Origin of the sequence: Synechococcus sp. A15-24, from assembly GCF_014280195.1 — a bacterium.
Taxonomy (GTDB): Bacteria; Cyanobacteriota; Cyanobacteriia; order PCC-6307; family Cyanobiaceae; genus Parasynechococcus.
On record NZ_CP047960.1, the window covers coordinates 437,926 to 463,231 of the forward strand.

26 protein-coding genes and 1 pseudogene are annotated in these 25,306 nt (G+C 62.7%); 14 read left to right on the forward strand and 13 right to left on the reverse strand.

The window, feature by feature from the left end; genetic code table 11:
- Nucleotides 1–6 precede the first annotated feature (6 nt).
- Nucleotides 7–2,034, forward strand: coding sequence for a capsular biosynthesis protein (locus tag SynA1524_RS02245; protein ID WP_286188633.1), 2,028 nt, complete (start codon nt 7–9; stop codon nt 2,032–2,034).
- Here SynA1524_RS02245 and SynA1524_RS02250 read toward each other — a convergent pair.
- The 3 genes from SynA1524_RS02250 to SynA1524_RS02260 are packed head-to-tail and all read right to left on the reverse strand — an operon-like array spanning nt 1,991 to nt 4,478.
- Nucleotides 1,991–3,256 (reverse strand): beta-ketoacyl-[acyl-carrier-protein] synthase family protein, encoded by a 1,266-nt coding sequence (locus tag SynA1524_RS02250; RefSeq protein ID WP_186498774.1) that lies wholly within the window; start codon nt 3,254–3,256, stop codon nt 1,991–1,993. The genes SynA1524_RS02245 and SynA1524_RS02250 overlap by 44 nt on opposite strands.
- Entirely contained in the window at nt 3,240–3,521 is a 282-nt protein-coding gene (locus SynA1524_RS02255; RefSeq protein ID WP_186498775.1) for an acyl carrier protein, read from the reverse strand. Before SynA1524_RS02255 ends, SynA1524_RS02250 begins: the two co-directional genes overlap by 17 nt.
- Before the next feature lie 45 nt (nt 3,522–3,566).
- Nucleotides 3,567–4,478, reverse strand: a complete 912-nt coding sequence (locus SynA1524_RS02260) for a GNAT family N-acetyltransferase (protein WP_186498776.1) — start codon at nt 4,476–4,478, stop codon at nt 3,567–3,569.
- Nucleotides 4,479–4,704: 226 nt separating this feature from the next.
- Between SynA1524_RS02260 and SynA1524_RS02265 the strand changes: the two genes are divergently transcribed.
- A complete protein-coding gene (locus SynA1524_RS02265) occupies nt 4,705–5,646 on the forward strand; it encodes an SLBB domain-containing protein (RefSeq protein ID WP_286188722.1) in 942 nt (313 codons plus the stop codon).
- Between the two features lie 25 nt (nt 5,647–5,671).
- Here SynA1524_RS02265 and purB read toward each other — a convergent pair whose 3' ends face one another.
- The gene (gene purB, locus SynA1524_RS02270) at nt 5,672–6,967 is read right to left on the reverse strand and encodes an adenylosuccinate lyase (RefSeq protein ID WP_186499452.1); all 1,296 of its coding nucleotides are present in this window, start codon (nt 6,965–6,967) and stop codon (nt 5,672–5,674) included.
- Between the two features lie 463 nt (nt 6,968–7,430).
- Nucleotides 7,431–7,769 carry a P-II family nitrogen regulator gene (locus tag SynA1524_RS02275; protein ID WP_186499453.1) on the reverse strand — a complete coding sequence of 113 codons (339 nt, stop codon included), beginning with the start codon at nt 7,767–7,769 and terminating at the stop codon, nt 7,431–7,433.
- Between the two features lie 146 nt (nt 7,770–7,915).
- Between SynA1524_RS02275 and queF the strand changes: the two genes are divergently transcribed.
- On the forward strand, nt 7,916–8,305 hold the full coding sequence (gene queF, locus SynA1524_RS02280; RefSeq protein WP_186498777.1) for a preQ(1) synthase: 390 nt from the start codon (nt 7,916–7,918) through the stop codon (nt 8,303–8,305).
- Here queF and SynA1524_RS02285 read toward each other — a convergent pair.
- From SynA1524_RS02285 to SynA1524_RS02300, 4 genes are all read right to left on the reverse strand, one after another.
- Nucleotides 8,293–9,567 (reverse strand): cytochrome c biogenesis ResB family protein, encoded by a 1,275-nt coding sequence (locus tag SynA1524_RS02285; protein WP_186498778.1) that lies wholly within the window; start codon nt 9,565–9,567, stop codon nt 8,293–8,295. The two genes, queF and SynA1524_RS02285, sit on opposite strands and share 13 nt — an antisense overlap.
- A 4-nt stretch (nt 9,568–9,571) precedes the next feature.
- The gene (locus SynA1524_RS02290) at nt 9,572–10,225 is read right to left on the reverse strand and encodes a cytochrome c biogenesis CcdA family protein (protein ID WP_502707899.1); all 654 of its coding nucleotides are present in this window, start codon (nt 10,223–10,225) and stop codon (nt 9,572–9,574) included.
- A gap of 90 nt (nt 10,226–10,315) precedes the next feature.
- Entirely contained in the window at nt 10,316–11,518 is a 1,203-nt protein-coding gene (locus SynA1524_RS02295; protein WP_286188634.1) for an FtsW/RodA/SpoVE family cell cycle protein, read from the reverse strand.
- A 98-nt stretch (nt 11,519–11,616) separates the two neighbouring features.
- A complete protein-coding gene (locus SynA1524_RS02300; RefSeq protein ID WP_011127350.1) occupies nt 11,617–11,817 on the reverse strand; it encodes a hypothetical protein in 201 nt (66 codons plus the stop codon).
- Nucleotides 11,818–11,999: 182 nt separating this feature from the next.
- Between SynA1524_RS02300 and SynA1524_RS02305 the strand changes: the two are divergent.
- Both SynA1524_RS02305 and SynA1524_RS02310 read left to right on the forward strand, forming a co-directional pair.
- Nucleotides 12,000–12,892 (forward strand): annotated as a pseudogene (locus SynA1524_RS02305) (N-acetylmuramoyl-L-alanine amidase).
- A gap of 50 nt (nt 12,893–12,942) precedes the next feature.
- Nucleotides 12,943–13,758, forward strand: a complete 816-nt coding sequence (locus tag SynA1524_RS02310; protein WP_186498779.1) for a TlyA family RNA methyltransferase — start codon at nt 12,943–12,945, stop codon at nt 13,756–13,758.
- Nucleotides 13,759–13,815: 57 nt separating this feature from the next.
- On the opposite strand, the gene SynA1524_RS02315 is transcribed toward SynA1524_RS02310, so the two are convergent.
- The 4 genes from SynA1524_RS02315 to SynA1524_RS02330 all read right to left on the reverse strand — a co-directional run bounded on the left by SynA1524_RS02315 (nt 13,816) and on the right by SynA1524_RS02330 (nt 18,335).
- On the reverse strand, nt 13,816–14,016 hold the full coding sequence (locus SynA1524_RS02315; protein ID WP_186498780.1) for a phycobilisome linker polypeptide: 201 nt from the start codon (nt 14,014–14,016) through the stop codon (nt 13,816–13,818).
- A 5-nt stretch (nt 14,017–14,021) separates the two neighbouring features.
- Nucleotides 14,022–14,510 carry an allophycocyanin subunit beta gene (apcB, locus tag SynA1524_RS02320; RefSeq protein ID WP_009790505.1) on the reverse strand — a complete coding sequence of 163 codons (489 nt, stop codon included), beginning with the start codon at nt 14,508–14,510 and terminating at the stop codon, nt 14,022–14,024.
- A 39-nt stretch (nt 14,511–14,549) separates the two neighbouring features.
- Nucleotides 14,550–15,035, reverse strand: a complete 486-nt coding sequence (apcA, locus tag SynA1524_RS02325) for an allophycocyanin subunit alpha (RefSeq protein ID WP_011127357.1) — start codon at nt 15,033–15,035, stop codon at nt 14,550–14,552.
- 408 nt (nt 15,036–15,443) lie between these two features.
- Nucleotides 15,444–18,335: a phycobilisome rod-core linker polypeptide gene (locus SynA1524_RS02330; RefSeq protein WP_186498781.1), complete on the reverse strand. Its 2,892-nt coding sequence runs from the start codon at nt 18,333–18,335 to the stop codon at nt 15,444–15,446.
- A 106-nt stretch (nt 18,336–18,441) separates the two neighbouring features.
- Here SynA1524_RS02330 and SynA1524_RS02335 point away from each other — a divergent pair, with 106 nt between their 5' ends.
- From SynA1524_RS02335 to SynA1524_RS02375, 9 genes are all read left to right on the forward strand, one after another.
- A complete protein-coding gene (locus tag SynA1524_RS02335; protein ID WP_186498782.1) occupies nt 18,442–19,611 on the forward strand; it encodes a class I SAM-dependent methyltransferase in 1,170 nt (389 codons plus the stop codon).
- A 46-nt stretch (nt 19,612–19,657) separates the two neighbouring features.
- Nucleotides 19,658–19,996: a hypothetical protein gene (locus SynA1524_RS02340; protein ID WP_186498783.1), complete on the forward strand. Its 339-nt coding sequence runs from the start codon at nt 19,658–19,660 to the stop codon at nt 19,994–19,996.
- 24 nt (nt 19,997–20,020) lie between these two features.
- The gene (atpB, locus tag SynA1524_RS02345; protein WP_186498784.1) at nt 20,021–20,746 is read left to right on the forward strand and encodes a F0F1 ATP synthase subunit A; all 726 of its coding nucleotides are present in this window, start codon (nt 20,021–20,023) and stop codon (nt 20,744–20,746) included.
- Nucleotides 20,747–20,914: 168 nt separating this feature from the next.
- The gene (atpE, locus tag SynA1524_RS02350) at nt 20,915–21,163 is read left to right on the forward strand and encodes an ATP synthase F0 subunit C (protein WP_006851467.1); all 249 of its coding nucleotides are present in this window, start codon (nt 20,915–20,917) and stop codon (nt 21,161–21,163) included.
- A 68-nt stretch (nt 21,164–21,231) separates the two neighbouring features.
- Nucleotides 21,232–21,696: a F0F1 ATP synthase subunit B' gene (locus SynA1524_RS02355; RefSeq protein ID WP_186498785.1), complete on the forward strand. Its 465-nt coding sequence runs from the start codon at nt 21,232–21,234 to the stop codon at nt 21,694–21,696.
- Nucleotides 21,696–22,178 (forward strand): F0F1 ATP synthase subunit B, encoded by a 483-nt coding sequence (locus SynA1524_RS02360; protein WP_186498786.1) that lies wholly within the window; start codon nt 21,696–21,698, stop codon nt 22,176–22,178. The genes SynA1524_RS02355 and SynA1524_RS02360 overlap by 1 nt, the downstream gene beginning before the upstream one ends.
- Nucleotides 22,178–22,726, forward strand: coding sequence for an ATP synthase F1 subunit delta (gene atpH / locus SynA1524_RS02365; RefSeq protein ID WP_186498787.1), 549 nt, complete (start codon nt 22,178–22,180; stop codon nt 22,724–22,726). The genes SynA1524_RS02360 and atpH overlap by 1 nt, the downstream gene beginning before the upstream one ends.
- A gap of 57 nt (nt 22,727–22,783) precedes the next feature.
- Nucleotides 22,784–24,304 (forward strand): F0F1 ATP synthase subunit alpha, encoded by a 1,521-nt coding sequence (atpA, locus tag SynA1524_RS02370; protein ID WP_186482725.1) that lies wholly within the window; start codon nt 22,784–22,786, stop codon nt 24,302–24,304.
- Between the two features lie 13 nt (nt 24,305–24,317).
- Nucleotides 24,318–25,268, forward strand: a complete 951-nt coding sequence (locus SynA1524_RS02375) for a F0F1 ATP synthase subunit gamma (RefSeq protein WP_186498788.1) — start codon at nt 24,318–24,320, stop codon at nt 25,266–25,268.
- The last annotated feature ends 38 nt before the right edge of the window (nt 25,269–25,306 follow it).

A 25,306-nucleotide genomic window follows, 5' to 3' on the forward strand; every position in this document is an offset into this window, starting at 1 on the left:
TTCTCAGTGCTGGACGGCGATTTGGGCAGGGGACGGGCGCCGGCGCTGGTGCAGGTGCGCATCGAAGGACCGGTTCTGCTGCTGATGGGCCCGATCGGGCTGTTCTTTGCCCGCTTCAGCCGATACCTGCAGGGATGTGGCATCCCGGTCACCAAGGTGCGTTTTCCTTTGCGGGAATTCGGCTTCCCTTCGGACGTGTGTGTGCCGTTTCAAAAGCCGATGGAGGCCTGGCGGCCCTTCCTGCGTCAGCTGCTGCAGGAGCGCGGCATCCGACACATCTTCATGTATGGGGACTTCATCATTCCCCACCGGATTGCCATCGAGGAGGCTCGCGACCTGGGGGTGGAAGCCTGGGTGTTCGAACTCGGATACCTGCGCCCCAACTACGTGACCCTGGAGCGGGATCGGGTCAACGCCCGCTCCAACCTCAACCAACCCGCGGCCTTCTACCGCAACCTGCCACCGGTGGATCAGCTGCCGCCGGAGATTGTGCTGGATCCGGGCTGGCGCTGGCGCAAGGCCTGGAAGGCTCCCACGTTCATTCAACACGCCTTCACCCGCTACCCGATCATTGAGGGGGAGCACAAACTGCAGCCCAATCCGGGCTTCCTCTGGTGCCAGCTGCGCGGCAGCTGGCGTTACTGGCTGTACCGCTGGCAGGAGCGCAACCTGAAGCGCCGGCTGCTGGAGCACCTGTCCTTCTTCCTGGCGGTGCTGCAGGTGTCCAGTGATTCCCAGATCCAGCTGGGGTCGCCCTACCGCGGCATGCACGACTTCATCGAAGACGTGATCCGCTCCTTTGCGGACCATGCCCACAGCTCCGACCATTTGGCTTTCAAGCACCACCCGCGGGACCGGGGCTACAACCATTACGGCAGCCTGATTGGTGTGCTGGCGCGCCGCTACGGCGTCTGCGGGCGGGTTCACTACTTCCACGACGGTGCCCTCAGCCGCTACCTGCGCACCTGCCGCGGTGTGATCACGGTGAACAGCACGGTGGGCCTCCAGGCCCTGTTCCATGCGGTGCCCACCAAAACCATGGGCAATACCTTTTACAACCTGGAGGGGCTGACGGATCAGAAGCCCCTGGATGGGTTTTGGCGGGACCCCCAGCCCAGTGACCGAGCGCTGTTCTGGCGGTTTTACCACCACCTGGTGATGACCACCCAAGTGAACGGCAATTTCGACGGGGACTTCCCCTTCCGGATCACCTTCCCGATCGGCCTTGAGGCTCGCCAGCTCGAACCGCAGCCGCAGTTGCCGCCGCTGCGTCCACGGCCACGGATAAACCCCCTGCTGCTGCCGGTGCGGGTGCTGGCTCGCCTGGGTTGGGCAGCCCTGGGGTTTGTCTTGTACGGCCTGCAGCTGCCAGCGGTGCTGCTCCGCCGATCGGACTGGGCGGCTCAGCTGATGACCTGGGCGTCTGCTGTGGCGTTGCGGGCGCTTGGGGTGCAGGTGGTGGTTGATGACAGCCAGCCCAGTGAGCCAGCTGTGGTGCCCCTGGTGCATATCTTCAACCACCGCAGCCCCTGTGATGGCCTGGTGATTCAGGGGGTGTTGCGCCTGCCGGGCATGACCACGGCGCAGCTGCATCTGAAGTGGGTGCTGCCTGGCTATGCGGCTGCGGCCCGCAATGCCGGCTCGGCCGTTCTCGATCATCGCCAGCCCAGTTCGCGGCTGGAGGGAATGATGCGGGCCTCAGCGTTGTTGCGCGATCACGGCCAGATCATGCTGGCCCCCAACGGCTCCCTGGTGACGCCGATCGAACAGCGGGTCTCCCCCAGCGCCTGGATGCTGGCTCAGCATTACAACGGTTCGGTTGTGCCCTGGCTGTTCCGCTACGACGGGCTGGAGGGGGCCGTGGGAGCCCGGTACAGGCCTTGGGCGCTGCTGCTCAGCCGGTTGACGGCTCCACTTGGAACGATTCACTGTCGCCGCGGGCGCTCCCAGGATCTGGTTCTGCCTAAGGATCCTCGGGACCGGGAGGGGTTTAGCCGGGCTGTGCAGGCGTACTACCAGCAAGTACAAGACTGATGTTGTGACCGCCGAAGCCGAAGGCGTTTTTGAGCAGCAGGCGTTGGCCTTGATCAGAAGACAGCTCAACAGGACCCTGGTTGGCCACCGCCAGCTCCACCTCAGGATCCAGGGGATCGGCATTTAGGCTGCCGGGTAACACTCCGTGACGCAGGGCCTGCAGGGCCAGGATGGTTTCTACCGCTCCGGCGCCCCCCAGCAGATGGCCGAGTTGGCCTTTGGGGGCGCAGACCGGCAGATGATCGGCGGCACTGCCGAGGCTGCGCCGCAATGCTCTGGCCTCCGCCAGGTCGCCGAGGCTGGTGCCGGTGGCATGGGCCTGAACGCCGCAGAGGTCCGAGGCGCTCACATCCGCCCGGCGCAGGGCATCATCAATGGCACGGCTGGCCTGTAGCCCCTGGGGTTCGGGGGAGACGATGTGATGAGCATCGCTGCTGCTGCCGCTGGCCAGCAACCAACCCAGATCCGCTCCTGCTGGCGTGTCCCGCTGCCGCATCAGGGCCAGGACGCCGGCGCCTTCGGAGAGCACAAAGCCATCTCTATTGAGCCCATAGGGACGGGAGGCCTGATCGGGGGCGTCGTTGCGGCCGGAGAGGGCGCGCATGGCAGCAAAGCCCACAAGCCCCAGTCGGTTCACTGGTGCTTCGCTGCCTCCGGCCAGCACCAGATCGGCGCGGTCGTCGTTGAGCAGCATCTGGCCCAGCATCAACGCTTCGGCGCCCGAGGCGCAGGCGGACACCGGGGTGTGGGCACCGCCGAGCAGACCGAACTCGATGGCGACCTGACCAGCGGCAGCATCGGGGATCAGCATCGGCACGGTGAGGGGGTTGACCCGGCTCGGTCCCCCTGCGCTGAGTTGCGTGTGCTGCTCGTGCATCGTGGCGAGGCCGCCGATGCCGGTGCCGATCACCACAGCGATCCGACTTGGATCGAGCCCTTGTGTGATGGACCCGGCCATGGCCCAGGCCTGCCGCGCGGCCACCAGGGCAAGCTGGGCACAGCGATCGGAGCGGCGGCGGAGCAGGGGCGGCAGGCTGTCGAGGGCCCTCGTTGGGACGCAACCGGCCAGGCGCACGGGCAGATCCTCGGTCCAGGCAGCCTGGAGGGTCTGGATGCCGCTGTGACCAGCGATCACCGACGTCCAGGTGCTGTCGGCATCGGCACCAAGGGGGTTGAGGGAACCCCAACCCACCACTGCGGTGGGCTCAGCTCGGGAAGCCATCGGCCGGGCTGGGGCTCAAGGACTCCAGGTGCTGCTGAATGTCCGCAACGGTGCGGAACCGGAGTAGTTCCTCCTCTTTAATCCGGATTCCGAAGTTGGTGTCCGCCTCGATCAGGATTTCGTAGAACCCAAGGGAATCAATTCCCACGTCCTCCATCAGCCGGGCGTTAGGGGTGATCACGGCTGGGTCGGCGCCGGAGATGCGATGCAGGATCTCGATCAGCCGTCCCTGCAGCTCTTGCTTGTCAGGGCAGCTCTCTCCCAACGCACAACCTCTTATTGAGTAGCCAAAGTACCAGTGATGGTGGGATTACACGTCGCCTCGGTACCAGCTGAAGCGTTGGTAGACGGGCTGATGGGGGAGGTCGATGAAGAGTGCCAGTCGTTCTTGAGGGAGTTTCCTCAGATCTGCAGCCATCAGGATTTCAGTGATCTGGTTGAAGTCCAGGGCCAGGGACAGATCACAGACTTCCGCCTGCATCAAGTTGACGTACTGACGCAGCAGCACCGGTAATCGGAAATTGTCGGAGAGGGTCTGGCGGATCTCCTGTTCCAGGGCCTGGATGTGGCCGCTGGGATGGGGGGTGTCATCAGCGCGAATGCCTGGGACGGGATGGCGTGGGGCCGGTAAGGGGGTGTCAAGGCGCCGATAGGGGGGACGCAGCAGGGCGCTGAGGAAAGCGCTGTTCACGGCGTCGCTGTGGGCGAAGTGGTTGTAGGAGACCAACCCGTGCAGCAACTCGTAACCGCTGCGGGCAGCGATCAGCAGACCGCCGCGGAACAGGGCCATCAGCGAGTGGGGCTGGCGTTGGAAGCGTTCCGCCAGGGCGACCCTGCCGATTTCGAGGTGGTTGGTGCGGCTGGCCAGGTCCGCCTTGATGCCGGGATAGACGTGTTCGAGATAAGAGCCGCTGCTGCCGGGTAAGGGGGTGGCGCCGACGGGGATGAACTGCAGGCGGGCGGAGCCGGCGAGATCGCCGCTGCTGCGTTCCACCAGCAGCAGATGGTCGTAATCGGGATCGCGACCATCCAGGTCCCGCTCGTCTCCCGACCCGGACAACTGCTTGCGGTACGTTGATTCGCGAAGCTGTCCAACGGCATCGGCCACAGCGTAGAAGGCGCTGCCTGCGATCAGGTGCAGATCGAGGTCGTCAATCGTGAGTAAGCGTGTTTCCGTCGCCGAGGCCACGTCGGAAGGGATGGACGGACCAGACAGCGTCATCGTTGTACCTAACTGTCTCAGTCTGGGGGCAGATTAGACCCGCTGGTTCGAGCTTTTGTCGTTTCCCACTGCCTTGATCCCTTTCTCTTCGCGCTCTGCTGCTGTGGTCTGCACCCGGCTGATCGCCGGTCTGGCGGCCACTGCGACGTGCTTGGTGGTCGGCCCGCTTGCAGCTGTTGCAGATCCAGTGACCTCTGCCAGAAGCTCACCGAGCAGCGGCCAAGAGGTGTTTCGCTACCGACTGGGACCTGGCGACAGTCTGGCTATGTCGGTATTCAAGATGAGCGGTTACCAGGCAAATGTGAAGGTGCTGAGCGATGGCACCATCAACCTTCCGCGCATCGGCACCATTGAGGTCTGGGGACTGACTTTAGAAGAAGCGCGTCAGCGCATCAGCGCGGCCTATGAGGTCTTTCTGCGTCGGCCGATCGTCTACCTCGATCTGGTGACCGCCCGTCCGGTGAAGGTCACAGTGACCGGTGAAGTGGAACGTCCAGGGGTGTTCAGCCTGCCGACCCAAGCGGAGGGGGGCTGGCCGACGCTGGTGGATGTGGTGCAGAAAGCTGGTGGTGTGTCCGCCAGTGGTGATCTGTCCCGTATTGAAGTGCTGCGTCCTGCCGTGCGCCGCGGTGGCTCGATGCGTCGTTATCAATTCGATTACCTCACGGTGCTTCGCGAGGGTGGGCATGCCCCGAACCCCCTGATTTACGACGGCGACAGCATTCGCTTGTACAAAAACGAAGAAGTCGATAACGCTGACCTGATCACGACGGCGGCCTCCAACTTCGCTCCCGACACGATCCGCGTGAACGTGATCGGGGAAGTGGCTAAGCCAGGCATCCAGCAGGTGCCATCCAATGCGCCGTTGTCCCAGGCGATCTTTGCGTCGGGCGGCATCACCCGTCGCGGCAGCATCAGCACAGTGGAATTGGTGCGTATGGATGGCGAGGGTGAGCCGACGGTCAAAGTGATGAGCTTTGCCCCCAGCGCCGTGCTGAGCAGCCCGACTAACCCACCGCTCCGTCAAGGAGATGTGATTGTGGTGAACCGCTCAGCTCTCGCGAGGGTGACCGATGGCCTGACCGATGCTTTTTCACCGCTCACGCCGATCGTCAATGCCGCCTCGATTTTCCGGATCCTTGGCTTGCCCTCAGTGATTGGCAACTGAGGAACGTGTTCAATCAACCGTGGATTCAGATTCCCAGTCGCTCCCAGATCACCCCAAGGTTGGCCTGATGCAGTTCGGTGCTGAAGCATTCCGCTAATTGGTCGGCTGACAGGCGACTGCAGACATCCGCGTCGGCTTCCAGGTTGGCGCGGAAGTCTCCACCTTCATGGTTCCAGGCGGTGTGGGCGTTGCGCTGCACGATCCGGTAAGCCTCTTCGCGGCTCATGCCGGTGCCCACCAGGGCCAGCAGCACCCGCTGGCTGAACACCACACCGCCGTAGACGTTCATGTTGCGGCGCATGTTGTCGGGATACACGCCGAGACCCTTCACCACGCTGGTCATCTCATGCAGCATGAAATGGAGGGTGACGGAACAGTCCGGCAGCATCATTCGTTCGGTGGAGCTGTGACTGATGTCGCGCTCGTGCCAAAGAGCAACGTTCTCCAGTGCCGCCACCACGTAGCTGCGCAGCACGCGGGCCAGGCCGCTGATGCGTTCGCTGCGGATCGGGTTGCGCTTGTGGGGCATGGCGGAACTGCCCTTCTGGCCCTTAGCGAAGTTCTCCTCCACCTCGAGCACATCGGTGCGCTGCAGGTTGCGGATCTCCGTCGCGAAGCGATCGAGGGAGGCGCCCACAAGGGCCAGGGTCTGAACGTAGTCGGCGTGGCGATCGCGGGAAATCACCTGGGTGCTGGCGGTATCCGGCGTCAGGCCAAGGATTTCACAGGTGATGGCTTCCACCTGGGGGTTGGTGTTGGCGTATGTGCCCATGGCCCCACTGATCTGCCCGACGGCCACCTCTTCTTCCAGCCGCGCCAGGCGGCTGCGGTTGCGTTCGGTTTCCGCCAGCCAGCCGGCGAGCTTGAAGCCAAAGGTGATCGGCTCCCCATGAATGGCATGGGAACGGCCAATCATTTCGGTGGCTTTGTGCTCACGGGCCAACGCCCGTAGGGCGTCGGCCAAGGCATCCAGCTCCTGTCGGAGCAGGGCAACGGACCGCTTCAGCTGCAGTGCCAGGCCGGTGTCCAGTACATCGCTGCTGGTCATGCCCACGTGAATGTGACGGCCGGCATCACCGACGTGTTCGTTCACGTTGGTGAGGAAGGCGATCACGTCATGGCGAACTTCCGCTTCGATTTCGAGGATCCGCTCCACGGAGAAGTCAGCCTTGGCCTTGATCGTGTCCAGCGCATCCTGGGGGACACATCCGAGGCGGCAGTTGGCTTCTGTGGCGGCGATCTCCACATCCAGCCAGCTCTGGAACTTCGCCTGCTCACTCCAGACGGACCCCATCTCGGGAAGGGTGTAACGCTCGATCAACTGCTTGCGCGCTCGCACAACCTGACAACTCTATGAAGTTGCCGGACACTGCAAAGCTGAATCGAGGAGAGGAGGGTGAAAGCAGAATTGAAAGTGAGCACCGAATTAGATGTAAATTAATATTTAGTGAGATTAAGGGCCTGGACCGGCTTCACTTTCACTCTGGCTGTTATTAGGGGGAATTAAAATGAAGTCAGAAGTTATTTCGTTAGGGAATGAAAGTCGGACAGCAAAGTCGCAGCTGTTTGTCAAGTAGAGGATTGCGAGGCTATGGGTATTGCACGAATATCAAGAAGTCGAAGAATTTATGTTACCCAGGGTGCCATTTCTTTGGGTATAAAGGGCCTAGACTTGAGGCCTGGAGACAATTGGTTTTGCAGTGCGCTATACATATCTCTGGTCGAAAATATAAATGTATCTAAGATCAGGATCCGCGATTTATTTGGAGGTGAGTCGTTTCGACTCAAAGTGCTGTGCTGTCGCGATCACCAGTTCGGATTCGAACCACAGATTCAACAGGGCTGATAAAGATCTTGCCGTCACCAATTTCGCCAGTGCGTGCAGAGTCGGCAATCGCTGTGACCACGTCATCGACTCGGCTGTCTTCAACGACAACTTCAATTTTAAGTTTTTGCAGGAACTCAACGGTGAATTCTGAGCCGCGGTAGCGCTCCACTTGTCCTTTCTGGCGTCCAAAGCCCCGCACTTCGCTGACGGTCATACCAATGATGCCGGCTTCAACGAGGGCGACCTTGACGTCTTCCAGCTTGAACGGGCGGATGATGGCTTCGACTTTTTTCATGGGTGAAGAACCCGGCCTGAGATCCAGCATGCCGTGAATGGTGGCGGTGTGGGTAGCCCCTGTAACCGAATGAGCGCCTTCGCCTTCTAGCGTTCTGGCAACTCCTGGCCTGACGCCTTCCTTCTCTCGGCTCTATGACAGATCAGTTGACCCAAACACCCCTCTACGGCGAGCGTGCGATTGCCGACGCTGAGCTGATCTGTTTCGACAACCCCCGGCCAGGCCGGCCCTATGAGGTGTCGATTGAGTTGCCGGAGTTCACCTGCAAGTGCCCGTTCTCGGGCTATCCAGATTTCGCCATGCTGCGTCTGATCTACCAGCCCGGGCCACGCGTAGTGGAGCTCAAGGCGATCAAGCTCTACGTCAATAGCTACCGCGACCGCTCCATCTCCCATGAGGAGGTGACCAACCGCATTTTGGATGACCTTGTGGCGGCGACTGATCCGCTCTGGATGCAGCTGGAGGCCGATTTCAACCCGCGCGGCAATGTCCACACCGTGGTGCGGGTGAGTCATGGTTCCCGTCAGCCTTGCTGATCTAAGGCCTGAACACCAGCTATCAGGAGTGGCAGCTCGTTCGCAAAAGCCGCCAGGTTGCGGTTGCACAGGCCACCCACATGCAGCTGGCCATCACTGGCCACCGCCCACAGCTGACGGGTGGCGACCAGGCTGAGGCCGCCCCCCAGCAGAAGCACCGCAAAACCTAGATACACCAGCGGCACGCCAGGGTCCCGCTTGAGCAGCAGTCCGCTGGCCGGCAGCACCGATGCCACCCGCAGGGGTAGCCCCTTTATCTCTTCGGCCGGGCCACCGGGCCGCAGCTGCGTGAGTGCTGAGCCGTCGCTGTCGTACACCGACACCGGCCCTTGCTCACTCTCCAGGCTGAGGAAAACCGGCTCGCTGCCGTCGGGCCGGGTGGGCAGCACCAACCCCCAGACCTGATCCCCCAGCTCCGGGTAGGTCTGCAGCGGCAATTGCAATTCCGGGCTGCGCCCGATCTGCACGCCAATCGCCGCCAGGGCCCAGTCCGCCTGGTAGATCGTGATGCCGCGGTGCCGCAGCGGATGGTTGACGCTGATCTCTTCGGGGGTCTCGCTGTCGCTGAGGGCCAGCAGTGAGCGGAACTGCTCAGGCCTGCCGGCGGGGTCGCGCTCGATCTGGAAGTCCTGCAGGGTGATCGAGAGCTGGCTGTCGCCGCTTGGGCTCAGCAGATCCAGGGTGCGATCAGGCGCCAGAAACCGCTCCAGCCGGTTTCCCGCCAGGGCGCCCCAGACCGCCCCCAGCATCAACAGCACCATCCCTGTGTGCACCAGCAGCGGGCCGACCCGGCCCATCACTCCCTTGCGGGCCGCCAGGCGGTTAGGGCCTGGTTTCAGTTCCCAACCCTGACGCTGTAGTACCGCCGAGAGTTGAGTGAGACCGGCGTCCGCATCGGTGCAGGCGATGGTTTCGGCGATCGCCAATTTGCTCAGCTGCCTAGGGGTCTGGTAGTCGATCCAGCGCCGTGCCGCCTGCAGCGCAGGCCATTGCCGCCGCCAGCTGCAAAGGATCAGCGCCAGCCCCAGCCAGGCCAGGAGGCCCAGAAACCAGCCGCTGGAATACACGTGGTCCAGCTGCAGCTGCAGCACCTGCTCGCCATGGAGCAGCCCAAGCCAGGGCGTGTCCGCATAGGCCTCCACGTAGCTGGCAGGGGGGTCGCCCTGGGGAATGGCCGTGCCCACGGCACTGGCCAGGGCAATCAGCAGCAACAGCACGATCGCGACCCGCAGGTCAGACAGCCACACCAGCAGGCGCTTCATGGGTTCAGGCCCAACGCGCCAGCAGCGTCAGCACACCACTGGTGAGCAGCACCATGCCACTGATTGGCGGCACCCAACGGCCAACCGAGCGCAGAGCGAGGAGCTTGGGGACGCTCGCGGCAAAGGTGCCCGCCAGCAGCAGCGGCAGCACCTGGCCAACCCCGAAGCAGCTCAGCAGCACCATGCCCACCAGGGGGCGTCCGCTCTGGGCGATCCAGCCCAGCAGCACCGCCAGCACCGGCGTGGTGCAGGGGGACGCCGCCAGACCAAAGGCCAGGCCGGCAGCCACCGGCGCCAGGGGAGCGGGGACCTTATTCCGCCAACGTTCGGGGTCCGGTCCGCTGGGGAGGGGGATGCGCAGTAGCCCCAGCAGATTGAGTCCCATCAACACCGCCAGCACCGCCACCAGCGTTGGCACCAGGGCCGGCACCTGGCCGTAGATGCGTCCCAACAGACCACTGAGGCTGCCGAGCAGCACCAGGGCGCTAACGATGCCGCCGCAGAAGGCCAGGCTCCGCTGCCAAGGGGTTTGGCCATCCTCAAAACCCGCCAAATAGGCCAGGGTCACCGGCAGCAGCGACAGGGAACAGGGCCCAAGGCTGGTGAGGGCTCCGCCGGCAAACACCAGACCCAGCGTCAGCGGCCCTGGTTGCGCCAACGCCTGATCCAGTAGCGCTTCGCTGGTCTGGGCCAGGTCCGAGAGCAGCAGCAGGGCGTCCAGTGGTGGCCTTACGTCAGGAAGATCAGCCTATCGAGACTTCCGCGCCCGCCCGCCGATCAATCCGGTGGATTCCAGGGAGCAACGCACCAGCAGCCCCAGGATCACCAGGCTGGACATCAGTGAATTGCCTCCGTAACTCACTAATGGCAGTGGCAGTCCGGTGGTGGGCATGGCCCCGGAGGCGACGGCGATGTTGAGGATCGACTGGCCCACCAGGATCGTGCAGCAGCCGATCGCCACCAGCCGGGTCTGGTTGCAACGGCAGCGCAGGGCCACCCGCAGCCCCACCCAGGCCACCAGCATCAGAAACAGCAGCAGCACTACTGAGCCCACAAAGCCGAATTCCTCAGCGAACACCGCATAGATGAAATCGGTGCTCTGGATCGGCAGATATTGCAGCTTTTGGGTGGAGAGGCCATAGCCCTGGCCTGTGAGCCCGCCGGAGCCGATGGCCAGCAGGCTTTGCACCAGCTGATAGCCGTCCCCCATCGGATCAGCCCAGGGGTCGAGGAACGACACCACCCGCAGCCGTTGGTATTCATTGATCAGGATGCTGGTGGCGCCCAAGGCGCCACCAGCAATGGCGGTGCCCAACAGGCTGCACCAGCGGATGCCAGAGGCCAACGCCACCATCCAAAGGGTCAGGCCGATCAATGCGGCGGTTGAAAGGTTGGGTTGCTTGAGGATCAACAGCAGCAACCCCCCGAAGCTGCCAAGCCACAGCAGCTTTTGATCCAGACGCATCCGGCACCAGGGGGCAAACAGGTTGGCCGCCTGCAGCACCACAAACGGCTTCACCAGCTCCGATGGCTGGATCTGCAGCGGCCCCAGCACCAGCCAGCGGCTGGCGCCGTTCACCGTGGTGCCCATCACCAGGGTGGCGGCGATCAGCAGGCAGCCCATCCACAAGGCTGGGCCGGCCCAGCGCAGGCAGCGCCTCAGGTTGGCGGTTACCGCCAGGCTGAACAGACTCCAGCTGGCGATCAGCCAGATCGCCTGGCGCTTCACGTAGAAGGCACCATCGCCGATCTCCCGGGCGGCCACCCACCAACTGGCGGAGCCCAGCACCAGCAATCCCGCCAGGCTCCAGAAGGCGGCCAGGCCCACCAGTAGCCGTGCTTCCGCTGGCCAGAGGGCCCAGGGCAGGGGCATCAGCCGCTGGATCAACCCAGGGCGCTGCTGAACCCGTTCAGGGGCAGTGCGGCGGCGAGGGGCTGTGGCGGTGACCAACGGGAGCTATTGCAACATTCGATGCCCCATTGAGCCGCGTCATTGACGCTTTGCCAAGCCATTGGTTATCAACAAATCATGGCCTTGAGGCCTTGGCATCAGGCGGCCCGCAGCCGTTCGTGCTCCACTTCCCATTGCACAAATTGACCCCAAGCCTGCTGACGCACCCAGCAGCGACCGCCTCGGCATTGAATTAATTGAAACGGCGGCAGGTCGGCGGGTTGGTTGTCGAGCGTCACAAAGGTTCCCGGCCGCAGAAGCGGCACCACCTTGGCGGGTTTGGGGCGGTGATCAGACACGTCCAAAGGGTGGCTTGCAGCGATCCTCCCGGCGGATCGCTAGCCGCCGGATGGATCGCCGGTTTTCTTCGGGATCGGTGCGGTTTTTATGACGGAATGGCACAAATGCAGGGTTCCGGTGCGGAGCTGCTGACGTCTTTTCCCCTTGTTTGCACACTTGGCTTCAAGCCAGAGCCTCAGTAATGGCGGCCACGATCTATCTGCACTGGACCGCCACCGGTTATGACTGGATCCGCCCCGGTCATTACCACCGGATCATTGGCGGTGATGGCCGCGTCCATCGCCTGCATGCCCTAACGGCAGATCTGCCGGCCCACACCTGGCGGCGCAACAGCAACAGCATCGCCCTGGCCTGTGACTGCATGGGCGGTCAACCCGATCCCTGGACGCTGTCGCCCACGGCGGCTCAGCTGCACAGCCTGTGCCAGGAGGTGGCGGCCATCGCCCGTAGCTGGGGCTGGACGGCCGCCGACATCACGATCCAGTCGGTGATGACCCGCGCGGAAGCCGCCTCCAACCGCGACGGCCGCTGGATGCATGACAACTACGGACCTGTGATCTGGGGCGGCACCGGGGAGCGCTGGGATCTGCTGCAGTTGGAGCAGCACGGGCCCAGTGATGGCGGTGAACAGCTGCGGCAGCGGATTGCGGCCTTGCTGAGCGGAGATGAGCTGGCGCTGCCGGCGAGCGATCGGCTGGCGTTCCGCGGCTTCACCAGCATCGAAGCCCGCGGTAAGAAGCTATCGATGCCGATGGCCGCTCCTGGGCGTTGATGGTGGACCTGTTGCAGCGCTACGACCTCTCTCCCCAGTGGGATGCCAATCAACGCCGGGTTTTGATTGCGGCAAACGATGTGGCCCCCACCTACCGGGACGATGCCGTGCAGGCGACCGTGGGTTGGCCGCTGGTGGAGATGGCCCTGCAGAGCGGCCAGACCCCAGTGATCCTTACGGGCATTCTTCGTCCTTCGCCCGACGGGGATCGGGCCTGGTGCCGCGTGCTGGAGTTCGCTGAGGAGTTCGGTATCAGTGTCAGCTTTGAGCCGTTGCTGCTCGGGGAACGGCGTGGGGGCTAAGTCCCTCAATGCCCCGTAGGGTGAAGAATCTGGTCGTTGTTCTCTAAGCGATGGCCGCGAAACAGCGTCTGGATCTGGAGCTGCTGAGCCGTGGGCTGGTTGCCTCGCGGCAACAGGCGCAGCAACTGATCCGGGCCGGCAAGGTGCGCGATGGCGCCGGCACCTTGCTGGACAAGCCCGGCACTGAGGTTGCTGCAGCGCTGGAGCTGCGGGTGGAGCAGCCCCCCCGCTTCGTCTCGCGCGGCGGCGAGAAATTGCTGGCCGGCCTGCAGGCCTTTCCGATCGCCACTGAAGGCCGCGTCTGTCTGGATGGCGGCATCTCCACCGGTGGCTTCACCGATTGCCTGCTTCAGCACGGCGCCTCCCGGGTGTACGGCGTGGATGTGGGCTACGGCCAGACCTCCTGGAGCCTGCGCACCGATGAACGGGTGGTCTTGCGGGAACGCACCAATCTGCGCCACCTGCAGCCCGAGCAGCTGTACGGGGCGGAGGATCCCTGGCCCAGTCTGGCGGTGACCGATGTGTCGTTCATTTCCCTGCGCCTGGTTCTGCCGGCCTTGCGACGCCTGCTGAAGCCAGCGGATGGGGCCTGCCCTGAGGCTCTGGTGTTGGTGAAACCTCAGTTTGAAGTGGGTAAGGATCGGGTGGGCAAGGGCGGCGTGGTGCGCAATCCGGCGGCCCACCGCGATGCGATTGAGCTGGTGATGGCGTCGGCCGCTGAATTGGGTTGGCATCCGCAAGGCATCGTGGCCTCGCCGATCACCGGCCCGGCTGGCAACCACGAGTACGTGCTCTGGCTGGCGGAAGCAGAGGGCGCCTTGCTGCCGGATCTCGAATCATTGGTCGCGACCACTCTGGCCAGCTGATGGACAACAAAAAGCCCGACTGCAGGGGCCGGGCTTTTCAATTGATCGTTTTTGAGATCAGTTACCGACGTTGACCTGACGGTCGCCGGTGCAGAGCTCCACCTTGATGATGCGGCCCCCTTGCTTCTGAATCCGCTGTTGCTCAGCGAACCAGCTGTCGTAGGGGACCCACTTGGTGAAGAAGGTGTTCTGCAATTCGCGCTGCGTCCGCACCTTTTCAGGGCTGGGGATGCAGGCGGTGACTTTGAACAACCGCATGGGCCTCAGTTGCCCAGACCGGAGCAGATGTAGTCGAAGTACACACCCATTTCCTTGCCGGCGTCAGGGCCGACCAGACCGGCGGTGACTTCCTTCATGGCTTGGATGGCCTGAACGGTGGCACCGATGGGCACACCTAGGGAGTTGTAGGTCTCCTTGAGGCCGTTCAGAACACGCTCATCGAGGATGGAGGTGTCGCCGGCGAGCATGGCGTAGGTGGAATACCGCAGGTAGTAATCCAGGTCGCGGATGCAGGCGGCGTAGCGGCGGGTGGTGTACATGTTGCCGCCGGGACGGGTGATGTCCGAGTACAGCAGAGCCTTGGCCACGGCATCGCGAATGATGGCGGACGCATTGGCGCTGATGGTGGCTGCAGCGCGCACACGCAGCTCACCGCTGGCGAAGTAGGACTCGAGGTTGGTCATCGAGGCCGTGTCCAGGTAGAGACCCTGAACGTCGGACTTATTGATGACGTTGGTAATGGCGTCTTGCATGGATCCGAGAGGAGGCGTGAGGGGAGGTCAGCGGGGGGTTCAGGCGAGTGCGCCCACCACGTAGTCGAAGTAGGTGCCGGCTTCAGCGGCGTCATCGCCGGTTAGCAGACCCATGGCGACGGTCTTCATCTCACGCACGGCTTCCGCCATGGCCTCGAGGGGAGTGCCCAGGGAGCGATAGAGCTCCTTGGCGCCGATCACACCGATTTCTTCGATCGGGGTCACGTCACCCGCGACGATGCCGTAGGTCACCAGGCGCAGGTAGTAATCCATGTCGCGCAGGCAGGTGGCAGTCATCTCTTCGCCGTATGCGTTGCCGCCTGGGGAGATGACATCAGGGCGCTTCTGGAACAGCTGGCCGCCGGCCTGCTTCACAATCCGCTCGCGGCTCTCACACAGAACCTGAGCCACGCGAAGACGGCGTTGTCCGCCGGTCACGAAGGCTTTGATCTGGTCGAGTTCGCCAGGGCTGAGATAGCGGGCTTCGGCGTCCGCGTTGATGATCGAGTTGGAGACGATGCTCATGCAGTTCTGCCTCGAAACAAGCGGCCGCCCGTAGGAGACCGGTATCCGGTGAATAAAGGGTGATCCCGAAGGATCGCATCTCAGAATAAAGGCTGAGACAGGGGGTCGAGGCGTCAGAAGCGATGCTTGTTCACAACGATCAACACGTGATCGGAGTGGCGTCGTTCTGTCGCGTTCGGCTGAGGCATCTTGCACCGGCATTGCCCTGTGGTTTTTAGCTGGGTAACAGTTCTTCACGGCACTGATGCCGTGGGCAGACCCGTTGCTGCAGCTGTGGTTTGCGGGACTGTCCCCCCGCGGTTTGAACACAGCAAAAGAGCCCGGATGAAGCAGCACTTCACACAGGCAAATTGATCGAAAACGCCAGGAATTGACGTTTTAAATGTCAGGACGACAGCCTCAGCGTCCTCAGATCGCCGCGTCGGTGGGTGGTGTCATGCCGGCATTGCCGCGGTAAAGGCCTGCCGTGCGTTGAAGCGTGGCCTGACTGACGCCTGAACGGGTGTTCATACCATCCGTGCGAGGGACGCTGTCGCTCGAGGGCAGTTGCTCAACAAGCTCTTGAACGGCTTTGGGTTGGCCGGATTCCGCTCGGACAATCAGGAAGCGACTGACTTCAGCCGGGGTCGCAGCGCGTCCCAGTAAGGCCATCGTGGCGGCGGTCGCCGCCCGCAATGGCGCCAGGTTGAACAGTCGTGTTTGGAATGCCTCGCTGAAGGCAACGGCTTCGATGAAACCCTTCAGGCTGATGTCCTCATTGCGCAGTTTCGATTCGGCTGACTGCAGTCGTTCACTGTCAAGCGGCACGCGGTTGAGCAGCTGTCTGTAGGTCGCGTTGATGACGTTCAACAGTTCTGTTTCACTGCAGGGTCGCTTCAGCGAGAGAGGCGCAGGAAGACTGGAACGGAGCTTGTAACCATTAGCCCCACCACTTGCCAGCGCGCCGGTCATTGGATTGAGCGGGGGAAGCGCCTTGCGGCGTTCCGATTTGGATTGGAGGGATTCCCCAAGTCGGATCTGTATCAAGCTGGGGTTCAGGTCTGTTCCCTGAGCAAACCCTCTGGCCATTCCGCTCCAGCCCTCTGAGGTTGACTTGGAATTGCCGAGCAGATTGCGCTGCGTCAGCTCACCACTGCCGCGGAATCCTTTGGTTGCAGCAGCTTCAGGTCGGTTGTTGAGAACAAAACTCGATTCGGCGTAACCAAAGCTGGTGACCTCACGCTTGAACGTGGGCGTTCGACGCACAGAAAGATCGCCAGGGGTGATAAACCGCTCGAAGGGAACGGTGTCCTCGCCGAAGCTTTCGTTGTATTCGCGGCTGTTGATCAGGGCATCCACCACGCCGTAGAAACCTTTGCGGGCTGCCGTGTCGAACAGGGCATCGATCTCCCAGCGTCCAAAGGTGGGGCGGCCGAGCAAGCGGCGATGGATTACCTCGATCGCTTTGGTGATGTAAAGGCCGCTCCAATAGCGGCGGCGGAAAGCATCGGAACGGGCCACACAGCGCACAAACTCCCGCAGAGAGATGTCACCGTTTTCCAGCCGGGCCTCGTCAGAGCCGCGGCGTTCACCGGCATAGCCGGCATTGCCCAGCACCTGCACATACACGGCGTTGATCACCGCCTGGGTGCTGGATTCGGTGTTGCGCACGCTGGGCTGACCGCCACGCCGGGGGTTGACGTTGCCGCCGGTGGCTATCTGCTGCAGACGCATCACCCTGGGTCCCACCTTGCGGGGGCGGCTGCTGCGGAAGCTGGCGCTGTCCAGCTGTCCGGGGCTGTTGAGCCCATTACTCACCAGCAGTCGACGGCTGTCGTAGCCATACGGAGCTGGGCGGGTTGCCACCGAGGCCGTGCCACTGGGGAAGATGGCGCCGTACTGGTTGGCGACTGGGTCGTTGCCACCGCCGTAGACATGTTGATCAGCGAAGGGCTGGCGGTAGGAGGCGTAAAGGGTGACGTACTGAGGGGCCCCATCAAAGGGGGCGCTGAAGTTGAACAGCTTGCGGTTGGATCCCCAGCCGGCGCTCTCCTGGGCTTCGGTGCCCAGGTCTCGCAGGAATGGAACAGTTTCTTCCCCGAAGGTCTGGGCGTATTCGGCAGAGTTCACCAACACATCCACCAGGCCGTTCAGACCCTGGTCGCTGAGGATGGCGAAGGACTTGCGGAACTCCTCCAGGGAGCTGATTCCGCGGCCGAGGAAATGGCGGTAAGCCAGCTCCACCACCCGGCTGTTGACGTAACCGTCGTGGAACTGCTGGCGGTATTCCTTGCTGCGGCCAAGGGCGCGGATGAATTCGCGCATCGAGATCTGGCCCTGCACCACCTGGCTGGCTTCCACGCGGCAAGGGGTCTGGGAGTAGCCCTTAGCGATGTCGCGTTCAAACACCTGGCGGTAGGCGCCGCGGATGATTTCCGCCTTTTCAGTTCCGGAGAGGCCAGGGCGCATCTCGAGCAATTGGCGCCCTTCGGCTGCCAGGGCATAGATCGCCGGCAGCTGCAGGCCCTGCTGCACGCTGCTGCCCTGGCGCTGCTTGGTGCTGGGGGTGGGAATGGCCAGCTCCTGCAACAGTACGTTGAAGCAATCGATCGTCAGCTGGCGGGCTTCCGGCCGATCTCGAAGCAGCTGGGCTGATGCGGCGCGCATCTCCTGCAGCGCCACGTTGGTGGCGGTAAGGGAGCAGTTCTCCAGAAGAATGTCGCGCAGGCCTCGGGTGTTCACCGCGAGGATGCTGGGGTCACCTGCCACCAGGGCATAGCCCACATAGCGAAGGAACCAGCCCATGTCCCGCACGGACTTGCGCATGAAGGCGGGGCCGTACTTGGCCACACTGATGGCGTTGAAGCCAGTGGGCAGCACAACCCGAACATCGGCATCACCGCCGGCGCCCTCCAGCAGCCGGGTGAAGAAATTGCCGCGTTTGGTGTCACCACTGCTGCCGGTGAAGGTGCGCACCGATTGCTCGAAGGCCACCTGGTCCGCCGCCAGGGGGGTGCCGTCCTGACCGCTGGGGCGGCCGGTCTCGCCAGTGGTCAGTGGTGCTTCAAGGAACGACAGCGGCGTACCGCCCACAAAGATGCGGTTGGCAGCGCGAGCCACGATGGATTCGGCATTGGCCGCGATGATCCGCGAGGCCTCGATGCGGTCCTGACCGCTGCGGAAGAAGTTGACCAGGTTCTCGAGCTCAACCCTCTCGGGGAAGCGGTCTTGCTGCTCCGCCTGGCGAACGCTGGAGAGCGGCAGGGTGTCGAATAGCTGAGGAGAGACACGCGGGCTGCCGCTGCTGGCGGTCACTGTCATCGACGGATGCAAGCCGGATCGCGCCACGTTACGGCTGTCGGGATGAAGCCCAGCCGACCTATGAACAAAAGTTGTGAAAAGCTCGGGATCACCCGATTTCTCCTCCATGGCTGAGCCAGGGAACAGGGACGCCGCCACTCCGGTTGTCAGCGCCTTCTACGACCGTTTCCCGTTTCCCGGTGATCCGCTGCAGGACGGCCCACCACCCGGATACAACTGGCGCTGGTGCCATCAGAGCGTCCTGGCTGCCGTGAATGGGTCCTTGCCAGCAGGGTCGGAGCGGCCACGGATCCTGGATGCCGGCTGCGGCACCGGTGTGAGCACCGACTACCTCTGCCATCTCAACCCAGGTGCCGAGGTTCTGGGGATCGACATTAGCGAGGGGGCACTGGCGGTGGCCCGGGAGCGATTGCAGCGTTCCGGTGCAGCGGCCCAGGTGAGTCAGCTGCGCCAGGAGCAGCGCAGCCTGATGGACCTGGAGAGCGAAGGACCGTTCGACTACATCAACTCCGTCGGGGTGCTGCACCATCTGGATCAACCGGAGTCGGGTCTGCGCTCGTTGGCTGGGCGCCTGGCCCCCGATGGTGTGCTCCATCTCTTCTTATATGCGGATGCCGGCCGCTGGGAGATCCACCGCACCCAGCAGGCCCTGACCCTGCTTGATGTCGGCACGGGACGCGAGGGCCTGCGCCTCGGCCGGGAGCTGCTGGCGTCGCTTCCGGAGAGCAACCGACTGGCGCGACACCATCGCGAGCGCTGGGCCGTGGACTGCGCCGCCGATGCCAACTTCGCTGACATGTACCTGCATCCGCAGGAGACCAGCTACAACCTGCAGCGCCTTTTTGCCTTCATCGAAGCGGCCGATCTCCATTTTGCTGGCTTCTCCAATCCGGAGGTCTGGGATCCAGTCCGGCTCCTGAACGGAGAACTGCTGGAGCGTGCCCAGGTGCTGCCGCAGCGTCAGCAATGGCTGCTGGTGGAACAGCTGGATCCAGACATCAGCCACTTTGAGTTCTTCCTGTCGGCACAACCGGTCCAGCCAGCGAGCTGGAGTGACGCTGCTCTGCAGGCTGCCAAAGGAGTGCGACAGCCCTGCCTCTGGGGGGAACCGGATCCAATCCTGGACCGCAACATGCAACCGCTGCAGCTCAGCGATACGGAGCGCCAGCTGCTGCGACGCGTCTACGAGCAGCCGGACACACCGCTGGGTGCCCTGGCTGAGCCAGCTGTGATCCGTGATCTCGCGGCTCGCCAGCTGTTGCTGCTGAAGGCTTAAGCCACGAGGACGCGTGATAGATTCCGCGCGCCATTTCAGGCAGCGCTTGGAGGATTTCTACCGTCTTCAGCGTCGTCTGCTGCTGGCCACCGTTCTGGTGTCTTTGGTCACGGTTCCGATCGTGGCCCTCACCATGAACCTTTCGGTGGCCGGCAGTGTGCTCGTGGGTTCTTGCGCCGGACTTCTGTACGTGCGTCTGCTTGCCCGCAGCGTGGCCCGGCTCAGTGACCAGTCCCGTGGACTGGGGCGTTTTCAGCTCATCGTTCCGACCTTGCTTGTGGTTAGTTCGGCCAAGCTGCCCCAGCTCGATCTGCTGCCGGCCTTCCTGGGATTCCTTCTTTACAAGCCCGCCCTGATTCTTCAGCACGTTTTCGACGACCGCTGAAGCTGAGCACTCCTCTCTGCACCCATGGCTTTGCTGCCCTTTCCACTCCCGTTCGCTGAACTGGAAGTGGGCCACCACCTGTACTGGCAGATCGGCGATCTGTACCTGCATGGCCAGGTGTTCCTGAGCTCCTGGATCCTGATCGGCATCCTGCTGGTTCTTGTTCTGGCTGGCACCCGCAACATGCAGCGCGACCCCCTGGGTCTGCAGAACCTGCTGGAGTTCCTCTGGAACTTCATTCGCGACATCGCCCGCGACAACATCGGCGAGAAGTATTACCGCGACTGGTTGCCGTTCATCGGCACCCTGTTCCTGTTTATCTTCGTGAGCAACTGGGGTGGCGCGCTGATCCCCTGGAAGATCGTCGAACTTCCCGAGGGTGAGCTGGGCGCTCCCACCGCAGACATCAACACCACGGTGGCCATGGCCTTGCTGGTGTCCCTGGCGTATTTCTATGCCGGTCTTAGCCGCAAGGGTCTGCGCTTCTTCGAGCTGTACGTGGAGCCGACCCCGATCATGCTCCCGTTCAAGATCATCGAGGAATTCACCAAGCCCCTGTCGCTCTCCTTCCGTCTGTTCGGAAACATCCTTGCGGATGAGCTGGCTGTGGGCGTTCTGGTGTATCTCGTGCCCCTGCTCGTGCCTCTGCCGGTGATGTTGCTTGGCTTGTTCACAAGTGCCATTCAGGCCTTGATCTTCGCGACCCTCACCGCCTTCTACATCGGTGAAGGTCTGCACGAGGCCCACTAAGTGCCTTCATTGGCTTTCGCCTTTTGAGGTCGATCTGCTAAACACGTCCGCGCAGGTCCGGATAGCACCCGGGCCCGCTCCTTTCAGGAGTGTCCCTGCGCGGGGGGAACCGATCCCCAAGTCCATTCTGTTCAGCGCATCCCCGCGCTTCCCCTTACCCCACCCAACATGGATTCCATCACCTCCGCCGCTTCCGTTGTGGCTGCTGGCCTGGCAGTCGGTCTGGCCGCCATCGGTCCTGGTATCGGTCAGGGCACCGCGTCCGGCGGCGCTGTTGAGGGCATCGCCCGTCAGCCCGAAGCCGAAGGCAAGATCCGCGGCACCCTGCTGCTGTCCCTGGCGTTCATGGAATCGCTGACCATCTACGGCCTGGTGGTGGCTCTGGTGCTTCTGTTCGCCAACCCCTTCGCCGGCTGATCAGCGCGGGGGAGCTTTGGCTCCCCCTCTGAACCCCTTGTCTCGATCCCTTTCCAGCGCACCCTTCCATGACCTGGCTTCTGCTCGCTGAAGCAGGTGTTCCGGAGGGAGGTCTCTTCGACCTCGATGCCACCCTTCCGCTGATGGCGGTTCAGGTGGTTCTCCTCACCTTCCTGCTCAATGTCCTCTTCTTCCGTCCGGTCGGCAAGGTCGTGGAAGACCGTGAGGGCTACATCTCCACCAGCCGCGCCGATGCCAAGCAGAAGCTTGCCCAGGTGGAGCAGCTTGAGGCCGATCTGGCTGAACAGCTGAAAGGGGCACGACAGGCGGCTCAGTCCGTGATTGTCGAGGCCGAACAAGAAGTTGATCGTCTTTATCGCGAGGCTTTGGCCCAGGCGGAAGCCGAAGCCAACCGAACGAAAGAGGCAAGCCGTCGCGCCATTGAAACGGAACGGGACTCGGCCCGCTCTCAGCTTCAAGGCCAGGTGGATCAACTCAGCAACACCATCATCGACCGTCTGCTGGCAGCCTGATGACACTGAATTTCAATCCTCTTGAGACCAACCTGGTCAACCTGGCCATTGTCATTGGCGTTTTGATTTGGTTTCTGCGTGGGTTTCTTGGAGGAATCCTTGAGCGCCGTCGTGCAGCCATCCTTCAAGACCTGAAGGATGCTGAATCTCGGTTGAAGACGGCGACCGAAGAACTCACTAAAGCTCAGGCTGAGTTGGCAGCTGCTGAACAGAAGGCCGACAAGATTCGTCTTGATGGCCAATCTCGCGCTGCGAGCATCCGTGCAGAGGGCGAACAGCGCACCATCTCTGTGATGGCCGCCATCAAGGCCGGCGCTGATGCTGATGCTGACGCTGAGGCAGCCCGCATTAAGGACACCTTGCGTCGTGAGGCTGCTCTGGCGGCCATCGACAAGGTGCTGAGCGACCTGCCATCCCGACTCGACGATCAGGCCCAGGCCCGGTTGATCGACTCCACCATCACCAATTTGGAGAACGCCTGATGCCTCTCCTGAATTCCCTCGCCACTCCTTACGCCGAAGCTCTGCTTCAGGTCACCGAGGCCCGCGGCGAATCGCAGACGGTGGCTGACCAGTGCAAGCAACTACTTGAAATCTGGGACAGCTCCGCTGATTTTCGCGACACCATGGTGTCGCCGGTGCTTGAGCCTGATGCCAAGAAAAAGGCACTGCAGGCGCTCGTCGGCGAGCAGGTCACGCCGTCCATGCTGAACCTGCTCAAGGTTCTTGCTGATCGCCAGCGGCTGCTGGCCTTCGACGCCGTGATGCTGCGCTATCTCGAGCTCTACCGCGATCAGCAGGGCATCACCCTGGCTGAAGTCCGCTCAGCGCAGACCCTCACCGAGGATCAGCAGGCGGCCCTCTCCAAAAAGGTGCAGGCGATGGCCGGCACCAACAAGGTCGACATCGACCTCAGAGTTGATCCCTCACTCATCGGCGGCTTCGTCGTGAGTCTCGGATCCCAGGTGATCGACGCCAGCCTGGCTGGCCAAGTTCGTCGCCTCGGTCTGGCGCTCGCCAAAGCGAGCTGACCCCACTCCTTCCTTCACCGCCCCTTCCTCCCCAACTCCCCGCTGGGATCACACGCCATGGTTTCCATCCGTCCCGACGAGATCAGCGCCATCCTCAAACAACAGATTGAGGACTACGACAAGTCGGTTTCCGTCAGCAACGTCGGCTCCGTCCTGACAGTGGGCGACGGCATCGCCCGCGTCTACGGCCTGCAGCAGGCCATGGCCGGTGAGCTCCTCGAGTTCGAGGACGGCACCGAAGGCATCGCTTTGAACCTGGAAGACGACAACGTCGGTGCGGTGCTGATGGGCGAGGGCCTGGGCATTCAGGAAGGCAGCACGGTGAAGGCCACCGGCAAGATCGCCTCCGTGCCCGTTGGCGAGGCCATGCTCGGTCGCGTCGTCAACTCCCTGGGCCGCGCCATCGACGGCAAGGGTGAAATCGCCACCAGCGAGACGCGCCTGATCGAATCCATGGCGCCTGGCATCATCCAGCGCAAGTCGGTGCACGAGCCGATGCAGACCGGCATCACCGCCATCGACGCGATGATCCCCGTCGGCCGTGGCCAGCGCGAGCTGATCATCGGTGACCGCCAGACCGGTAAGACCGCCATCGCGATCGACACGATCCTGAACCAGAAGGATCAGGACATGATCTGCGTCTACGTGGCCGTCGGTCAGAAGGCTGCTTCTGTGGCGAACGTTGTGGAGGTGCTGCGTGAGCGCGGTGCCCTCGATTACTCCGTGATCGTGGCCGCCAACGCTTCTGAGCCCGCAGCTCTGCAGTATCTGGCTCCTTACACCGGCGCCTCCATCGCCGAGTACTTCATGTACAAGGGCAAGGCCACCCTGGTGATCTACGACGACCTGTCCAAGCAGGCCGCCGCTTACCGCCAGATGTCGCTGCTGCTCCGTCGTCCGCCCGGTCGTGAGGCCTACCCCGGCGACGTCTTCTACTGCCACAGCCGTCTGCTGGAGCGTGCCGCCAAGCTGTCCGATGCCATGGGCAAAGGTTCCATGACGGCCCTGCCGATCATCGAAACCCAGGCCGGTGACGTGTCGGCCTACATCCCCACCAACGTGATCTCGATCACGGACGGTCAGATCTTCCTCAGCTCCGACCTGTTCAACTCCGGCCTGCGTCCCGCCATCAACGTGGGTATCTCCGTGAGCCGGGTGGGTGGTGCCGCCCAGACCAAGGCGATCAAGAAGATTGCCGGCACCCTGAAGCTGGAACTTGCTCAGTTCGCTGAGCTGGCCGCCTTCTCCCAGTTCGCCTCTGACCTCGACGCTTCCACCCAGCAGCAGCTGGAGCGCGGCAAGCGCTTGCGGGAACTGCTGAAGCAGCCTCAGTTCAGCCCGCTGATCCTGGCTGAGCAGGTCGCCATCGTTTATGCCGGCGTGAAGGGCCTCATCGATGCAGTCCCCGTTGACAAGGTGGTCGACTTCTCCCGCGAACTGCGTGAGTACCTCAAGTCCAACAAGCCTGAGTTCATCACCGAAATCCAGGAGAAGAAGGTGATGAGCCCTGAAGCTGAGGCGATCCTCAAGGACGCCATCAGCGAAGTCGTGTCCACCCTCGTCGCTTCGGCGGCCTGAGGGAGGAGCCGACATGGCGAATCTCAAGGAAATCCGCGACCGGATTAAATCGGTCAAAAACACCCGCAAGATCACCGAGGCCATGCGCCTCGTGGCTGCGGCCAAGGTGCGTCGCGCTCAGGAGCAGGTGCTCCGCAGCCGTCCTTTCGCGGACCGGCTGGCGCGGATCCTGGAAAACCTCCAGTCCCGCATGCGCTTCGAGGATGCGTCGTCTCCTCTGATGGAGCTACGCGACGTGGAGACCATCACCCTGGTGTCCGTCACCGGTGACCGTGGTCTTTGCGGCGGCTACAATGCCAACATCATCAAGCGCACCGAACAGCGCTTCGCTGAGCTGAAAGGCAGTGGCTTCAAGGTGAAGCTGGTGCTGATCGGGAACAAGGCCATCGGTTATTTCACCAAGCGTGATTACCCGGTGCAGGCCACCTTCTCCGGTTTGGAGCAGGTGCCCACGGCGGATGAGGCCAACACCATCTCCACCGATGTGCTGTCTGAATTCATCGGTGCGGGTACCGACCGCGTTGAGCTGATCTTCACCAAGTTCATCAACCTGGTGAGCTGCAAGCCGGTGGTGCAGACCCTGCTGCCCCTGGATCCCCAGGACATTGCTGATCCAGAGGATGAGATCTTCCGTCTCACCACCAAGGACGGCCGTCTGACGGTGGAACCCGGTGCTGGCCCTGCCAACACCGAACCGAAAATTCCTTCGGACATTGTGTTCGAGCAAACCCCTGAGCAGCTGCTCAACGCCCTCCTGCCCCTCTATCTGCAGAACCAGATGCTGCGTTCGTTGCAGGAATCCGCGGCCTCTGAACTGGCCAGCCGGATGACCGCCATGAACAACGCCAGCGACAACGCCAAGGAGCTGGCCAAGACTTTGACCCTTGACTACAACAAGGCCCGCCAGGCCGCCATTACCCAGGAAATCCTGGAAGTGGCCGGTGGCGCTGCTGCTGTGGGTTGATCGTCAGGTCAAACCTGATCGAGCCGGTCCCCAGGGGC

What these genes read in the sequence shown, in the direction of transcription:
- SynA1524_RS02250 (WP_186498774.1), bottom strand. Translation starts at nt 3,256, where the DNA reads ATGGCTTCCCGAGCTGAGCCCACCGCAGTGGTGGGTTGGGGTTCCCTC.
- atpH (WP_186498787.1), top strand. Translation starts at nt 22,178, where the DNA reads ATGCCTCTCCTGAATTCCCTCGCCACTCCTTACGCCGAAGCTCTGCTT.
- SynA1524_RS02285 (WP_186498778.1), bottom strand. Translation starts at nt 9,567, where the DNA reads ATGAAGCGCCTGCTGGTGTGGCTGTCTGACCTGCGGGTCGCGATCGTG.
- atpB (WP_186498784.1), top strand. Translation starts at nt 20,021, where the DNA reads ATGGCTTTGCTGCCCTTTCCACTCCCGTTCGCTGAACTGGAAGTGGGC.
- SynA1524_RS02355 (WP_186498785.1), top strand. Translation starts at nt 21,232, where the DNA reads ATGACCTGGCTTCTGCTCGCTGAAGCAGGTGTTCCGGAGGGAGGTCTC.
- apcB (WP_009790505.1), bottom strand. Translation starts at nt 14,510, where the DNA reads ATGCAAGACGCCATTACCAACGTCATCAATAAGTCCGACGTTCAGGGT.
- SynA1524_RS02275 (WP_186499453.1), bottom strand. Translation starts at nt 7,769, where the DNA reads ATGAAAAAAGTCGAAGCCATCATCCGCCCGTTCAAGCTGGAAGACGTC.
- atpE (WP_006851467.1), top strand. Translation starts at nt 20,915, where the DNA reads ATGGATTCCATCACCTCCGCCGCTTCCGTTGTGGCTGCTGGCCTGGCA.
- SynA1524_RS02315 (WP_186498780.1), bottom strand. Translation starts at nt 14,016, where the DNA reads ATGCGGTTGTTCAAAGTCACCGCCTGCATCCCCAGCCCTGAAAAGGTG.
- SynA1524_RS02310 (WP_186498779.1), top strand. Translation starts at nt 12,943, where the DNA reads ATGGCCGCGAAACAGCGTCTGGATCTGGAGCTGCTGAGCCGTGGGCTG.
- SynA1524_RS02360 (WP_186498786.1), top strand. Translation starts at nt 21,696, where the DNA reads ATGACACTGAATTTCAATCCTCTTGAGACCAACCTGGTCAACCTGGCC.
- atpA (WP_186482725.1), top strand. Translation starts at nt 22,784, where the DNA reads ATGGTTTCCATCCGTCCCGACGAGATCAGCGCCATCCTCAAACAACAG.
- SynA1524_RS02335 (WP_186498782.1), top strand. Translation starts at nt 18,442, where the DNA reads ATGGCTGAGCCAGGGAACAGGGACGCCGCCACTCCGGTTGTCAGCGCC.
- apcA (WP_011127357.1), bottom strand. Translation starts at nt 15,035, where the DNA reads ATGAGCATCGTCTCCAACTCGATCATCAACGCGGACGCCGAAGCCCGC.
- SynA1524_RS02260 (WP_186498776.1), bottom strand. Translation starts at nt 4,478, where the DNA reads ATGACGCTGTCTGGTCCGTCCATCCCTTCCGACGTGGCCTCGGCGACG.
- SynA1524_RS02375 (WP_186498788.1), top strand. Translation starts at nt 24,318, where the DNA reads ATGGCGAATCTCAAGGAAATCCGCGACCGGATTAAATCGGTCAAAAAC.
- SynA1524_RS02330 (WP_186498781.1), bottom strand. Translation starts at nt 18,335, where the DNA reads ATGACAGTGACCGCCAGCAGCGGCAGCCCGCGTGTCTCTCCTCAGCTA.